The organism is Devosia sp., assembly GCF_036563435.1.
Lineage (GTDB): Bacteria > Pseudomonadota > Alphaproteobacteria > Rhizobiales > Devosiaceae > Devosia.
In genome coordinates, this window is the sequence record NZ_DATCMJ010000015.1 from 222,006 (window position 1) to 235,967 (window position 13,962).

General features: G+C 63.4%; 12 protein-coding genes. 9 read left to right on the forward strand and 3 right to left on the reverse strand.

What is annotated here, in order from left to right:
* Positions 1 to 29 precede the first annotated feature (29 nt).
* From sufC to aroA, 6 genes are all read left to right on the forward strand, one after another.
* Positions 30 to 779, forward strand: coding sequence for a Fe-S cluster assembly ATPase SufC (sufC, locus tag VIL88_RS11890; RefSeq protein WP_331989332.1), 750 nt, complete (start codon positions 30 to 32; stop codon positions 777 to 779).
* 3 nt (positions 780 to 782) lie between these two features.
* Positions 783 to 1,991 (forward strand): Fe-S cluster assembly protein SufD, encoded by a 1,209-nt coding sequence (sufD, locus tag VIL88_RS11895; RefSeq protein WP_331989056.1) that lies wholly within the window; start codon positions 783 to 785, stop codon positions 1,989 to 1,991.
* 158 nt (positions 1,992 to 2,149) lie between these two features.
* A complete protein-coding gene (locus tag VIL88_RS11900; RefSeq protein ID WP_331989058.1) occupies positions 2,150 to 3,370 on the forward strand; it encodes a cysteine desulfurase in 1,221 nt (406 codons plus the stop codon).
* 12 nt (positions 3,371 to 3,382) lie between these two features.
* Positions 3,383 to 3,793, forward strand: coding sequence for an SUF system Fe-S cluster assembly protein (locus VIL88_RS11905; RefSeq protein WP_331989060.1), 411 nt, complete (start codon positions 3,383 to 3,385; stop codon positions 3,791 to 3,793).
* A gap of 51 nt (positions 3,794 to 3,844) precedes the next feature.
* Complete coding sequence (locus VIL88_RS11910) at positions 3,845 to 4,225, forward strand: iron-sulfur cluster assembly accessory protein (RefSeq protein WP_331989062.1); 381 nt, start codon at positions 3,845 to 3,847, stop codon at positions 4,223 to 4,225.
* 61 nt (positions 4,226 to 4,286) lie between these two features.
* Positions 4,287 to 5,555 carry a 3-phosphoshikimate 1-carboxyvinyltransferase gene (gene aroA / locus VIL88_RS11915; protein WP_331989063.1) on the forward strand — a complete coding sequence of 423 codons (1,269 nt, stop codon included), beginning with the start codon at positions 4,287 to 4,289 and terminating at the stop codon, positions 5,553 to 5,555.
* Here aroA and VIL88_RS11920 read toward each other — a convergent pair.
* From VIL88_RS11920 to parE, 3 genes are all read right to left on the reverse strand, one after another.
* Positions 5,552 to 6,616 carry a GGDEF domain-containing protein gene (locus VIL88_RS11920; protein ID WP_331989065.1) on the reverse strand — a complete coding sequence of 355 codons (1,065 nt, stop codon included), beginning with the start codon at positions 6,614 to 6,616 and terminating at the stop codon, positions 5,552 to 5,554. The genes aroA and VIL88_RS11920 overlap by 4 nt on opposite strands.
* A gap of 137 nt (positions 6,617 to 6,753) precedes the next feature.
* Entirely contained in the window at positions 6,754 to 8,238 is a 1,485-nt protein-coding gene (locus VIL88_RS11925) for a DEAD/DEAH box helicase (RefSeq protein WP_331989067.1), read from the reverse strand.
* A 304-nt stretch (positions 8,239 to 8,542) separates the two neighbouring features.
* Positions 8,543 to 10,555 carry a DNA topoisomerase IV subunit B gene (gene parE / locus VIL88_RS11930; protein ID WP_331989069.1) on the reverse strand — a complete coding sequence of 671 codons (2,013 nt, stop codon included), beginning with the start codon at positions 10,553 to 10,555 and terminating at the stop codon, positions 8,543 to 8,545.
* A 192-nt stretch (positions 10,556 to 10,747) separates the two neighbouring features.
* Here parE and VIL88_RS11935 point away from each other — a divergent pair, with 192 nt between their 5' ends.
* The 3 genes from VIL88_RS11935 to VIL88_RS11945 all read left to right on the forward strand — a co-directional run bounded on the left by VIL88_RS11935 (position 10,748) and on the right by VIL88_RS11945 (position 13,929).
* Positions 10,748 to 11,080, forward strand: coding sequence for a hypothetical protein (locus tag VIL88_RS11935; protein ID WP_331989071.1), 333 nt, complete (start codon positions 10,748 to 10,750; stop codon positions 11,078 to 11,080).
* Between the two features lie 553 nt (positions 11,081 to 11,633).
* The gene (locus VIL88_RS11940; protein WP_331989073.1) at positions 11,634 to 13,154 is read left to right on the forward strand and encodes an ABC-F family ATP-binding cassette domain-containing protein; all 1,521 of its coding nucleotides are present in this window, start codon (positions 11,634 to 11,636) and stop codon (positions 13,152 to 13,154) included.
* Between the two features lie 133 nt (positions 13,155 to 13,287).
* On the forward strand, positions 13,288 to 13,929 hold the full coding sequence (locus VIL88_RS11945) for a PilZ domain-containing protein (RefSeq protein ID WP_331989075.1): 642 nt from the start codon (positions 13,288 to 13,290) through the stop codon (positions 13,927 to 13,929).
* The last annotated feature ends 33 nt before the right edge of the window (positions 13,930 to 13,962 follow it).

The window sequence follows — 13,962 nt, forward strand, 5'->3', positions numbered from 1 at the left end:
GAATTGGAGACCATGACATGACCACCCCGATCCTTGAAATCCGTAACCTCCACGCCCGTATCGAAGAGCGTGAAATCCTCAAAGGCGTGAACCTCACCATTCCTGCCGGTGAAGTGCATGCCATCATGGGCCGCAACGGTTCGGGCAAGTCGACGCTGAGCTATGTGCTGGCCGGCAAGGAAGACTACGAGGTCACCGAGGGGGAGATCCTGCTCAACGGCGAAAGCATCCTCGAAATGGACCCGTCCGAGCGCGCCGCCGCCGGTGTGTTCCTTGCCTTCCAGTACCCGATCGAAATCCCGGGCGTCGCCACTATGACCTTCCTCAAGGCGGCGATGAACGCGCAGCGCAAGGCGCGGGGCGAGGCCGAGATGACGACCCCCGAATTCATGCGTGTGGTCAAGGAGGCCGGTGCCCAGCTGCAGGTCGACACGGACATGCTCAAGCGCCCGCTCAATGTGGGCTTCTCGGGCGGCGAAAAGAAGCGTGCCGAGATCATGCAGATGGCGCTGCTCAAGCCCTCGCTCTGCGTGCTGGACGAGACCGACTCGGGCCTCGACATCGACGCGCTCCAGGTCGTGTCCAAGGGCGTGAATGCGCTGCGGGCCGACAATCGCTCCATGCTGGTGATCACCCACTATCAGCGCCTGCTCAACCACATCGTACCCGACGTGGTGCATGTGTTCAGCGACGGCCGGATCGTGGAGAGCGGCGACAAGAGTCTGGCGCTGCAGCTTGAAGCCAAGGGCTATGCCGACTTCGACGGCGCGGCGGCCTGAGCCATGTCCTTTCCTGTCCCCGTGAGGCTGGGTGCGGCCGAAAACGCACTGATCGAGCAGCTTAAAGGCGTTGGCGCCGATGCCACAGCCGAGCGCATCACCGTTGCCGGCCTGCCGACACGTCGTGTCGAAGCCTATCACTATACCGACCTCAAGCTGCTGCTGAAGTCTGTGCCGCCGCTGGCGCGCGAAGCGGCCGAGGGCGACGTTCCCTCGCTGGCGATTGACGACGCCTTCAACATCACCCTGGTCAACGGCGTTGCTGCCCGCCAGGGCGATGCTCCGGAGGGCGTCAACATCGGCACCGTCCAGGGCGGAGTGCTGACCACGCGTGACGATGTGCTGGTGCAGCTTAACAACAGCCTGGTGCGCGAGGCGCTGTCGCTGACCATCGGTGCGTCGGTGGATCAGGTCATCCAGATCGCCCATCGCAGCGAGGGCGAGGCGGGTCACGTTGCCGACGCCATCAAGATTTTCGTTGCCGATGGCGCTTCCGCTACCGTGGTCGAGACCTTCTCGAGCTCGGACGCCGCCCATGTCGGCAACCATGCCACCCTGGTAACGCTGGGTGAAGGTGCCCAGCTGACCCATGTGACGGTGGATCTGTCGGCTCGAGCCGCCTCCCACTTCGCCACCAATGAGTATCATGTCGGCGCCGGCGGGCAGCTGCGCACGCTGGTGGTCCATGCCGGGGCAGGGCTGGCGCGTACCCATCTGTTCCCGCACTATCAAGGCGCTGGCGCGCATGGCGACATCACCGGCCTGAACCTCGTATCGGACGGACAGCACGCCGACATCACCATGGATGCGCGCCACGCGGTGCCGCAGACCAGTTCACAGCCGCTGTTCAAGTCGATCGCCCGCGGTCGTGGCAAGTCAGTGGTCCAGGGCAAGCTCGTCGTCGCACGCGACGCGCAGAAGACCGATGCCAAGTTCATGCATCAGGGGCTGATGCTGTCGGACGAGGCGGAAATCCTCTCCAAGCCCGAGCTGGAAATCTATGCCGACGACGTCGTCTGTGGCCATGGCTCCACCTGCGGCAAGCTCGACGAGGATTCGCTGTTCTACCTGATGAGCCGCGGCATCCCCCAGGCGGAAGCCGAGACCATGCTGGTGCGCGGCTTCCTCGAAGAGCTTGTCGACCCAATCGAGGACGAGGCCGTGGCTGAGGTTCTCCATGGCGTGATCGACAGGTGGCTGCTGGGGAAGTGATGGGTCGGGACGGCCCAAGCTGTCCCAACCTCCCACGGCGTCATCCCCGCGCAGGCGGGGATCCATTCTTCAGATGCCGTGCCCGACCAAGGTGGATTCCCGCCTGCGCGGGAATGACGCGGTGAAATATCAGGCGTTCGCGCCCGGAAATGTGTTCCATGACCTACGACCTCGAAACAGTCCGTGCCGATTTTCCGATCCTCTCGGAGCAAATTCACGGCAAGCGGCTGGTGTTCCTTGATAGCGGTGCGTCGGCGCAAAAGCCGGTGCAGGTGCTGGATCGGATGGACCACGCCTTCCGGCATGAATACGCCAATGTGCATCGCGGGCTTCATACGCTCGCCAACCGGGCAACCGAGGCCTATGAGGGCGGGCGGACGGCGGCGCAGACCTTCCTCAACGCCGCGCGGCGCGAGGAGATCGTCTTCACCAAGTCGGCAACCGAGGCGATCAACCTCGTGGCGCAGAGCTTTGCCGGTCCCCGGCTCGGCGAGGGCGACGAGATCGTCCTCTCCATCATGGAGCACCACTCCAACATCGTGCCCTGGCATTTTCACCGGGAGCGCAAAGGGGCGGTGCTCAAATGGGTGGATGTGCGTGACGACGGCAGCTTCGATCTCGACGCCTTCGAAGCTGCGCTAACCGATCGCACCCGTATGGTTGCGGTTACCCATATGAGCAATGTGCTGGGAACGGTGACGCCGATCCGGCAGATCATCGAGATCGCCCATGCGCGCGGTATTCCGGTGCTGATCGATGGGTCGCAGGGCGCTGTCCATGTCAAGGTCGACGTGCAGGCGCTGGACGCCGACTTCTATGTTATGACCGGGCACAAGCTCTATGGACCGACCGGCATCGGCGTCCTTTACGGCAAGTTCGACCTTCTGGCCGAGATGCAACCCTACCAGGGTGGTGGCGAGATGATCGACATCGTCTCAATGGACGAGGTCACCTACAACGAGCCGCCGCACCGTTTCGAGGCGGGAACGCCGCCCATCGTGCAGGCGATCGGGCTGGGAGCGGCACTGGGCTATATGAGTGCACTCGGCCGCGAGGCCATTGCTGCTCATGAGCACGAAGTGGCCGAATATGCCCAGGAGCGGCTACAGCGCATCAATTCGCTGCGGCTTATCGGCACCGCGCCGGGCAAGGGCGGCATCTTCTCGTTCGAAGTCGCTGGTGCCCATGCCCATGATGTGGCCACGATTCTGGACCGCTATGGCATCGCCGTCCGGGCAGGTACCCATTGCGCCATGCCGCTGCTCAAACGTTTCGGCGTCACCTCTACCTGCCGCGCCTCCTTCGCCCTATATAACGGCAAGGATGATGTCGATGCGCTGGTGGACGGCATCGAGTGCGCCCAGAAATTTTTCGCGTAAGCGAGGACTGCCATGACAGACGATATCGAAATCGACGAATCCAAGATCGCCCCGGCGCCGACCATTCCCGAACCGCGCATCACCCCCAATGTGGGTGCGGCGCTACCGGAGGCAGAAGTCGAGCGGATCACCACTGACCTGATCGGCGCGCTCAAGACCGTCTATGATCCGGAAATCCCGGTCGACATCTATGAACTGGGCCTGATCTACAAGGTCGATCTCGACGATGATCGCAAGCTCACCATCGACATGACCCTGACGGCGCCTGGCTGCCCGGTGGCAGGGGAAATGCCGGGTTGGGTGGAGAATGCCGCACGCGGCGTCGAAGGCATCCAGGACGTGACGGTGAACATGGTGTTCGATCCGCCCTGGGACGCGAGCCGCATGAGCGAAGAAGCTCAAGTCGCCTTGAACTGGTGGTAATCCCGGAGGTTTCATTCTATATATCGTGAAACGCCGATAAAGGACCGGATCATGGCCTTCAAGATCATGTCGCTGACCGATGCCGCTGCCGAGCGCATCAACGAGATCATCGAGGATTCCGAGCGGCCGGTGATTGGCCTCCGCATCGGCATCAAGAACTCGGGCTGCGCCGGCGTCGCCTACACGATGGATTACCTTGAGGAGCCCATCAAGGGCGATGACCATGTCACCGACAAGGGCGTCAACGTCTGGATCGATCCCAAGGCGACCATGTACCTGTTGGGCACTGTGATGGACTTCGAGACTGCCAAGATGAGCTCGGGCTTTACCTTCAAGAACCCCAATCAGACGGGCGAATGCGGCTGCGGCGAGAGCGTCACACTCAAGGCCGCCGATCTCAAGGCCATCGCCGACGCTCGGGCTTCCGCCTGAGGCTCAAGCCCGCAACAAGGCTGTTGCGAACGGCCGGGCCCTGATGCATTGATCCGGCATCATGCTGAACCCGCTTCCCGCCGCCCTCACGATCGTTCCCCCTAACCGTCCGCTGATCGGCCGCGTTTCGCCGCCGGGGTCCAAGTCCATCACCAATCGGGCTCTCCTTCTGGCCGCTCTGGCTGAGGGCACGAGCCGGCTGACGGGCGCGCTCAAGAGCAAGGACACGACCCTGATGGCGGCCGCGCTGCGGCAGATGGGTGTGACCATCGAGGAGCCCGATGCCACAAGCTTCGTGGTCACCGGCAGCGGCCGCCTGCAGGCTCCGGAAGGGCCGCTTTTTTTGGGCAATGCCGGGACGGCAACGCGCTTTCTCACCGCTGCCGTGGCGACCGTAGAAGGCGAGGTCGTTGTCGACGGCGATGCCGAGATGCGGGTGCGTCCCATTGGGCCGCTGGTGGCGGCTCTGCAGTCGCTCGGTATCGACGCCTCTTCGCCAACCGGTTGCCCGCCGGTTACCATTCGTGGCACCGGAAGCTTCGGCGCGGGGCGGGTGGAGATCGATGCCGGCTTGTCCAGCCAATATGTATCGGCCCTGCTGATGGCGGCACCGCTTGGCACGGGTCCGATCATCGTCGCCTTGACCGGCAAGGACATCGGCGCACGCGGCTATGTCGACCTGACGCTGGCCGCCATGCGCAGCTTTGGCGCCTCTGTCGAACAGCTCGACGACGGGAGCTGGCTGGTGCAGCCCACGGGCTATCGCGCGGCGGACCTCTTGGTCGAGCCCGACGCGTCGGCGGCAACCTATTTGTGGGGCGCGGCTGCCTTGACCGGTGGCCGGATCGACCTGGGCGTTGCCGACGATGCCTTTACCCAGCCCGATGCCGCGGCGCAGGCGGTGATCGCGCAGTTCCCGAACATGCCAGCGGTGATCGATGGCTCGCAGATGCAGGATGCTGTACCGACGCTTGCGGTGCTGGCCGCGTTCAACAGCCAGCCGGTGCGCTTCGTCGGCATCAGCAATCTGCGCGTTAAGGAAACCGACCGCATCCGGGCTGTCGCCAACGAGCTCAATCGCATTCGGCCGGGTCTTGCGACCGAAGAGGGCGACGATCTCCTGGTCGCCTCGGATCCGTCGCTGGCTGGCCAGACGCTGCCTGCCCGGATCGAGACCTATCATGACCACCGTATCGCCATGAGCTTTGCGCTGGCTGGGCTCAAGATCGAAAGCATCACCATTCTCGACCCGGCCTGCACCGGCAAGACCTATCCGGCCTATTGGGAGATGCTGGCGGGCCTGGGCGTGGAGCTTCTGCCGGCAGATTAGGCGGCCGAGATGCCAGGGACTGCCGACTGCAGGGCGTTGAGCTGGGCTTCGCTGAAGACCCGGTTGCGGCCAGCATGCTTGGCGGCATAGAGGCAAAGGTCGCTGCGCTCGACCATGGAAGCCGGCGTGTCACCCGGCCGGTGGGAGGAAATGCCGAAGGACGCAGTGATCCGGCCCAGCTTCTCGTTGGTCGAGCGCTTGAGCAGCTCCTTGGCCTGGACGGCCTTGCGGACGTTCTCGGCGACGATGATCGCCCCTTCCAGATCGGTGGAGCGGAGGATGGCCACGAACTCCTCGCCGCCATAGCGCGCCGCCAGATCCTCGCCCTTGATGTTTGACTTGAGGGTCATGGCGACCAGCCGCAGCACCTGGTCGCCGGTCTGGTGCCCATAGGTGTCGTTGAAGCTCTTGAAGTTGTCGATGTCGATGATCATCAGGCAGAGCGGATCGCCCGAGCGCGCAGCATCCGCCACCGCCTTTTCCAGCCCCTCATCGAAGCACTTGCGATTGGCGATCTTGGTGAGCGGATCGAGCATGGACTCGCGCCGCACGTCATCGAGGTCGCGCTGCAGGGCCGCGATATCGTCACGCGAGGCGGACAGCTTCTCCTCAAGGGCCGCATTGGTTTGCTGCATGAGGCGGGTTTCGGTCAGCAGGCGATCCGACAGCGCCTTGAGCGCTCCGGCCGAGATATCCTGATCGAGTTCGCTGCTTGCCGCATCAAGCGTCCCGGAATAGGCGCTAGCTCCGGCCATGGCGGCATCGATCGCCTGGTGCACCGATTCGATCCGCGCATGCATGCGCTCCGAGACGCTGGACATGCGATCAGTAACATTGGACTTGAGGAACTCGTTATAGAGCACCTCGGCCATGTTAGCCGAGGGCGCGCTGCCACTGCGGAAGATGGCGTTGATCCGGTTGTTCAGCGTCGGGTTGACGCCCGTGGCGTAGGTATAGAGCAGCTCATAGAACTGCGGATAGGGCGGAATGCCGCTCCTCTTGAGGAGGTCGAAGGCTGCATTGGCATAGCCTAGCGCCCGTTTGAATTCCTGGTCTGACACCGCGTTCCCTCAAGCGTCATGGTAGGACCGGCCGCCGCAAACAACCGCCGAGCCCTGATCATGAATACTGCCATTCCGGACTGAACAACAGGAAAACGAGCAACAGGGCTGCCCGTGAACAACAGTATCGATACAGGTCAGGACGGCAGGCGGGTTGGCCGCAGCAGGAAAGCGGGGATCGGTCCGTCATCGCCAAAGGGCGAGGTGCTGGTCGAAGCGGCTTCTGCCTCGGCCTCGGCGCGAGTCTGGCCACGGGGGCGCTCGTTGCGCGAGCGCTTCGGCTTTGGTGCCGGCTCCTGCGAGACTTGTTCAGGAGCTTCAGCCGCTGCTTGGGGCTGCTCCGCCTCAGGCTGCCGGCGGCGTGAACGTGGTGCTGCTTCCTCGCTGCCTGTCGCTTCCGGACGGGTACGGGGGCCGCCGCGGCGCGAGCGGGCAGGGCGGGCGGGACGTTCGGAGGCTTCGCCTTCGGTGTCGGCAGCTGCTGCCTGAGGCTTGCCTGCCGTCTCCAGGTAGTCGATCGGCTTCTGGATGAGCTTGAGGATGGCATCTAGGTGCTTGCTGTCAGCTGGCCCGACCAGCGTATAGGCAACGCCCGACCGGCCTGCGCGGCCGGTGCGGCCGATACGATGGACGTAGTCCTCGGCGTGCACAGGCACGTCGAAATTGTAGACGTGGCTGACGGCCGGGATGTCGAGACCGCGTGCGGCCACGTCACTTGCCACGAGCAGCGTCAGGCGATTGCCCTTGAAGGCGTCCAGCGTCTCCATGCGGCTCTTCTGGTCCATATCGCCATGGAGAGCACCAGCGGAAAAGCCGTGCCGCTCCAGCGAGCGGGCAAGCGTTGCCACGTCGCGCTTGCGGTTGCAGAAGATGATGGCGTTGGTCAGGCCCTCGGCGCCACGGATCAGGTCGCGAAGGGTTGCGCGCTTGTCCTCAGGCTTGGAGCCGACCTTGACCAGCTTCTGGTCGATCGTGTCGGCCGTGGAGGCGGCACGGGACACCTGCACATGCACAGGGTCCTTGAGGAACTTCTTGGTCAGCTTTTCGATCTGCGCGTCCATGGTGGCCGAGAACAGCATGGTCTGGCGGCGCGGCGGCAGGCGATTGACGATCTTTTCGATGTCGTCGATGAAGCCCATGTCGAGCATGCGATCGGCTTCGTCGATGACGAGGATTTCGACACCGTTGAGCATGATCTTGCCGCGCTCGATCTGGTCGAGCAGGCGGCCCGGGGTGGCGATCAGGACATCGACGCCGCGATCGAGCTTCTTGTTCTGGTCCTCGAACGACACGCCGCCGATGATCAGCGCCATGGTGAGGCGATGGTTCTTGCCGTACTTTTCGAAGTTCTCGCTGACCTGGGCGGCCAGTTCGCGCGTCGGCTCGAGGATCAGCGTGCGCGGCATGCGCGCCCGGGCGCGGCCGTTTTCTAAGAGGTGCAGCATGGGGAGCACGAAGCTGGCAGTCTTGCCCGTGCCGGTCTGCGCAATGCCGATCACGTCCTGCTTCTGGAGGACATGCGGTATGGCTTGCGCCTGGATCTCGGTCGGCGTCGTATAGCCGGCGGAGGTAACGGCATCGGTTACTTTGGTGGACAGGCCAAGCGCGGCAAAATCAGTCAAATCAGGTCATTCCACTCAGATAGCGACCGGGGCTTCGATCCGGTCCGAGACATTCGGACGGCGCGCCGGGTCTTCAGCAGTGGAGCGGAAATAGAACGTGACGCGTCCACGACTGGCGGCCACCGGGCAGTGCAGAATACGGCGGGGTGACCCTGCAGCAGCTTCAGACATGACGGGCTGTGTTTTGGAAGCCAGCCGTCAAGCAGGAAATGCTCCAGCGGCGCGGACCATAGCGCAAAGCCCTAGACTGTCAACGCTTTTGGCAGTGTTAGGATTAGCACTGCCTGCCGCTGCGACTGAACGGTCAAACGTCCAGATCGGTCACGAAGGCGGCGTTCTCCTGGATGAAGTCGAAACGGGCCTCGGGCTTGGAGCCCATCAGCCGGTCGACGCTGATCCGGGTTGCCTCGATATCGTCGCGAACCTTGACCTGCAGCAGGGTGCGGGACTTCGGCGACATGGTCGTTTCGCGCAGGTGCGCAAACGGCATCTCGCCGAGGCCCTTGAAGCGGGTGGTCTCGACCTTGCCCTTGCCGGTGAACTCGGTGGCCATGAGTTCGGCGCGATGCGCGTCGTCACGGGCATAAAGCGTCTTGCCGCCTTGCGAGATGCGGTAGAGCGGGGGCAGGGCCAGGTAGAGGTGCCCATTGTCGATCAGCCTGGGCATTTCCTGGAAGAAGAAGGTGATCAGCAAGGAGGCGATGTGGGCGCCGTCCACGTCGGCGTCAGTCATGACGATGATCTTGTCGTAGCGCAGGTCGTCTTCGCTGTAGCGATCGCGCGTGCCGCAACCCAGCGCCTGGATCAGGTCAGCAATGGCCTGGCTGGAGGCAAGTTTTTCGCGGCTGGCGCCGGCAACGTTGAGGATCTTGCCGCGCAATGGCAGCACGGCCTGGCTCTTGCGGTCGCGGGCCTGCTTGGCCGAGCCACCGGCCGAGTCGCCTTCCACGATAAAGAGTTCGGCGCCCTGCGATGCGGTCTGCGTGCAGTCGGCGAGCTTGCCGGGCAGGCGGAGCTTGCGCGTGGCGCTGGCCCGGTCGATTTCTTTTTCCTTGCGGCGGCGCAGGCGCTCCTCGGCGCGCTCCACGGCCCAATCCAGGAGCTTGCCGGCCTGGTTGGGCGAGGAGCCCAACCAATGATCGAAAGCGTCGCGCAGGGCATTGTCGACGATGCGCGTGGCTTCGCCGGAGGCGAGCTTGTCCTTGGTTTGCCCGACGAATTCGGGCTCGCGCACGAAGACCGAGAGCATGGCGCTGCAATGGGCAAAGACGTCGTCTGCCGTCAGGATCGCGCCGTTCTTGTTCTTGGTCAGCTCGGCATAGTTCTTGAGGCCGCGCAGAAGCGCGCTGCGCATGCCGTTCTCGTGCGTTCCGCCGTCGGGCGTAGGCACGGTATTGCAGTAGGACGAGACCCCACCGTCACCCAGGGTCCAGGCAATGGCCCACTCCACAGCGCCGTGGGTACCCGGCTTGCCGTGGCTGCCATGGAACAGCTCTTCCACGATGCGGGTTTCGCCCTCGATGCGGGCGGTCATGAAATCCTTGAGCCCGTTGGGATAGTGGAAGACGGCCTTGGCCGGTGCGTCTTCGGTCACCAGCGACTCGTCGCAACTCCAGCGCAGCTCGACGCCGGCAAAGAGATACGCCTTGGCGCGCGTCATCCGGTAGAGGCGGGCCGACGAGAAATGCGCCGTCTCGCCGAATATCTGCGGGTCAGGGTGGAATCGGGTGGTGGTGCCGCGCCGGTTCTGCACGCGACCCAGCGGCTCGATCGGGCCCAATGGCTTGCCGCGCGAGAAGCTCAGGCGATGCAGCTGCTGCTCGCGCGCCACTTCCACCACCAGGCTGTCGGAAAGCGCGTTGACCACCGACACGCCGACGCCGTGGAGACCGCCGGAGGTCTCGTAGGCTTTGGAGTCGAACTTGCCGCCGGCATGGAGAACGGTGTGAACGATTTCCAGCGTCGAGCGGCCGGGAAACTTGGGGTGGTTCTCGACGGGAATGCCGCGGCCATTGTCGGAGACGGTCAGAAAGCCATCGGCGCCCAGATGAACCTCGATCCGCGTCGCGTGGCCAGCGATGGCCTCGTCCATGGAGTTGTCGATGACTTCGGCGAAGAGATGGTGCAGCGCATTGGCATCGGTGCCGCCGATATACATGCCCGGCCGGCGGCGAACTGGCTCGAGCCCTTCGAGCACTTCGATGTCGGCAGCCGAATAGGAGCCAGGAGCACTCGCGACCTTTGGCTCAGGCTTGGCCGGCTTGGGGGCGACGCGCTGCGGCTCGGCGCCGCCGAAAAGGTCTTCTGCGTTGGACATTCAGGTTCCGTCTTGGCCCGAATCGGGCGATTTCGCGTTGTAGCATATCCTTTCGGTTACGGGTTCCGGGCAGGGAACCGGCACATGAAGCCGGAGTTTCCACACATGAACGGAACATGAATGGCGGATTCCGCGCATGTTCAACCCTGCACCCCGATGGTGCGATCGAGAGGGCGCGACATGGAGCAAGCAATGTCTATCAAAGCAACAATAGCCATGACCGCCCTGCTGATGGGGCTGGGCATCGCCTTACCCGCACAGGCGCAGGCTCCGGGCTTCGGGGTGTTCTTCGGGGACGAGGAAAGCGATTTCTATCCTGAGCGCATCACCTGCCTGACCGACTACCAGATCCGCGAGGACATCGCGGCACGCGGCTATACCGACATTTCGCTCAACGTGCCCAATGACAAGCATGTCCAGGTCCGCGCCACGCGCGACGGCGTCGTTTACCTGCTGGACTACAATTTTTGCTCGGGGCGCATCGTAGACCGGATGGAATTGCGTCCGGCGCAACGGTCACGCTGAGCAGGTCCGGTACAAACTCGTCCCAAGATCGGGCGGCAGGTTTACGATCTGTTTGCCTCTTGAAAGCACTTTTTTAAACGGGCTGCTGCTAGAACCGTCCCATACGGTTTTTGTCTGGAGTTGCCGTATGCGAGCCGATCGGGATCCTAGTTCTGCGTATCCGGTCCCCGCCGGCTCACTCGTCTTCGGTGTTTGGCCGCATGCCGGATCTGGTCTTGCGTACCGGTTGGCCAAGCTCACCGCCCCGCGCTACGGGGTCGTCGCCCTTGTGGCGGCGATGTTCTACCTGCTGTAGGCGTCAGCTTGATTTCCGCGCTCGACGCAGGTAAATCCACTTCACGCCAGCACACCAACAAGGGAGGGCGCCGATGGCTGTTTTGTACCCGCACCGCTCCCGTGGCCCCGTCTTTGCCCTGTGGCTTTCGCTGCAGGGCTGACCGGAACCTGGCACGCACCTTTCGCTGTCTCTTCTTCTGGTTTGCCCTTCGTGGCGGTTCGTGACCGCCGATCAAGGACATCTGGCGCCTGTGCGCCGCACCAGTGAGAATATGCAATGGGCTCGATCAGCCTCCGCAATGCCGGCCTTGTGGCCACCGATACTCTCTTTTCCAATCTGAACTTCGTGATCGGCGACGGTGACCGCGTCGGCCTCGTCGCGGGCAACGGCCGCGGCAAGACCACGCTGTTGCGCGCCATGGCCGGGCAGGGCGACCTGACGACGGGCGACATCACCCGCTCCCGTGGCTTGACCGTCGGCTATGTCGAGCAGGACATGCCCGAAGCCAGCATGAACCTCACTCTCTATGAGGCCGTGCTGGAAGCCTTGCCGCCGCTGGAGCGTGATACCGACAGTTGGCGGGTGGACATTGTGCTCGACGAGTTCGAGACCCCGCAGCAGATGCGTAACCGCAGGCTGACCGAACTCAGTGGCGGCTGGCAGCGCATCGCGCTGATTGCCCGCTGCTGGGTATTGCAGCCAGACGCGCTGCTGCTGGACGAGCCGACCAATCACCTCGACCTTGGCAAGCTGTTCCAGCTGGAGAAATGGATCAACGAGGCGGCCCGCAACATCCCGGTCGTGATCGCCAGCCACGATCGGCAGTTCCTCGACGCGACCACCAACCGCACGCTGTTCCTGCGGCCTGACGCGAGCCACTACTTCCCCTTACCCTATAGCAAGGCGCGCATTGCTCTGGCCGAACTGGACGAGGCGGCGGAGGCCAAGCGTGAGCGCGACCTCAAGGAGGTCAGCCGCCTGCGGAAACAGGCCGCCAAGCTTACCAATATCGGCATCAATTCCGGTAGTGACCTGCTGGTGGTGAAGTCGAAATACCTGCGCGACCGAGCGGCCAAGATCGAAACCGCCGTGCTCTCGGTGCACAAGGAGCGCAGCGGGGAGATCAGGCTCGGCAATAGCGGCGCCCAGGCCAAGGTCATGCTGGCGCTCGAAGATGTGGAGGTCACCAGCCCGGCCGGCGACAAGCTGTTCCGGGTTGACAAGCTGCACGTCTTCCAAGGGGATCGTCTGGTCATTCTCGGCCGCAACGGCACGGGCAAGTCGCAGTTCATCGGTCTGGTGCACCGCGCCATGCAGGGGCAGGACTATCCTGGCATCCGCGTCAGTCCGCAGGTAACAGCGGGCTATATCGACCAGGCCATGAGCTTCCTGCCGGCCAGGGAGTCGCCGCTAGGCTTTATCACCAGCCGCTTTGACGAGGGTGACCAGCGCTCCAAGAGCTTGCTCGCGGCCGCGGGGTTTCCGCTGGAAAAGCAGGACCGGCCCATCGCCGAACTCTCCTTTGGCCAGCGCGCGCGTCTGGGACTCTTGGCCATCAGGCTCCAGAACCCGAACTTTTACCTGCTCGACGAACCGACCAACCACGTGGACATCGCCGGCCAGGAGCGGCTGGAGGATGAGATCCTCGCGCACGGCGCCACGTCCATTCTCGTGTCGCACGACCGCAGTTTCGTGCGTGGATTGGGCAGTCGCTTCTTCTTGATCGAAAACAAACGCCTCAAGGAAGTGAAAGGTCCCGAGCCGCATTTTGCCGCCATGGCTGCGGAGCAAGAATGAAACGCCTCTGCGCTTTTCTTGCGCTGCTAGCGATTTCGCGAACGCAAACAAGTAGATGCGGCATTCGGAAAGTAGATGAAGTATTCATGATTGGCGTCTGATAATCCCCGCCGAGCAATGTGGGGGACGCAACTTGCTTTATTCATCAACTGCCAGTGCCGGCGCACGCCGCGGGCCGGACAGCAATGTCCGGTTCGTCGGCGCGCTGACAGGATGCTATTCCATCTCAAACCGGCGGAGTACCGCCGACGAGGCGCTGCAGGTCTATGCCTGCCGTCTCTGTTCGATATCGCCGCAGCAGGCGGTGATCATCGCGCCGATACTTGCCAGTCACAGCGAGACAGTCGTCGCCCACTTCAAGGACTTCGGCATCCTGCGCACCAAGGTGGCGCGCGAACTGCCGACGGGCTTTGTGGTCGACATCAAGCTCGATGAGCAGGAGCGGACCAAGCTTGCCGCCAAGATCCGCTGGAAGAAGCAGAATGCCAACAGCCAGGTACCCGACAAGCGCGAGTTTCCCCGGCTCCTGCCGCGCCACCCGCGCAGCGTGCTGACCCTCGCCGACGGCACGCGCATGCCATGCTTCGTCATCGACATTTCGCAATCCGGTGCCGCGATCTCGGCCGCGATCCTGCCCGGCAAGGGCACGCCGCTCGCGCTCGGCAGCATGGTCGGCCGGGTGGTGCGCCGGCTGGAGGTCGGCTTCGCCATAGAGTTCATCCAGCACTATCCGCTCGATGAACTGGAACAGCGGCTCACCGCCAGCGCCGGCTAATAAAAAGGGCTCCCGAAGGAGCCCTTTTCTCGT

What these genes read in the sequence shown, in the direction of transcription:
- VIL88_RS11910 (WP_331989062.1), top strand. Translation starts at nt 3,845, where the DNA reads ATGGCCTTCAAGATCATGTCGCTGACCGATGCCGCTGCCGAGCGCATC.
- parE (WP_331989069.1), bottom strand. Translation starts at nt 10,555, where the DNA reads ATGTCCAACGCAGAAGACCTTTTCGGCGGCGCCGAGCCGCAGCGCGTC.
- sufD (WP_331989056.1), top strand. Translation starts at nt 783, where the DNA reads ATGTCCTTTCCTGTCCCCGTGAGGCTGGGTGCGGCCGAAAACGCACTG.
- VIL88_RS11900 (WP_331989058.1), top strand. Translation starts at nt 2,150, where the DNA reads ATGACCTACGACCTCGAAACAGTCCGTGCCGATTTTCCGATCCTCTCG.
- VIL88_RS11905 (WP_331989060.1), top strand. Translation starts at nt 3,383, where the DNA reads ATGACAGACGATATCGAAATCGACGAATCCAAGATCGCCCCGGCGCCG.
- VIL88_RS11935 (WP_331989071.1), top strand. Translation starts at nt 10,748, where the DNA reads ATGTCTATCAAAGCAACAATAGCCATGACCGCCCTGCTGATGGGGCTG.
- VIL88_RS11940 (WP_331989073.1), top strand. Translation starts at nt 11,634, where the DNA reads ATGGGCTCGATCAGCCTCCGCAATGCCGGCCTTGTGGCCACCGATACT.
- aroA (WP_331989063.1), top strand. Translation starts at nt 4,287, where the DNA reads ATGCTGAACCCGCTTCCCGCCGCCCTCACGATCGTTCCCCCTAACCGT.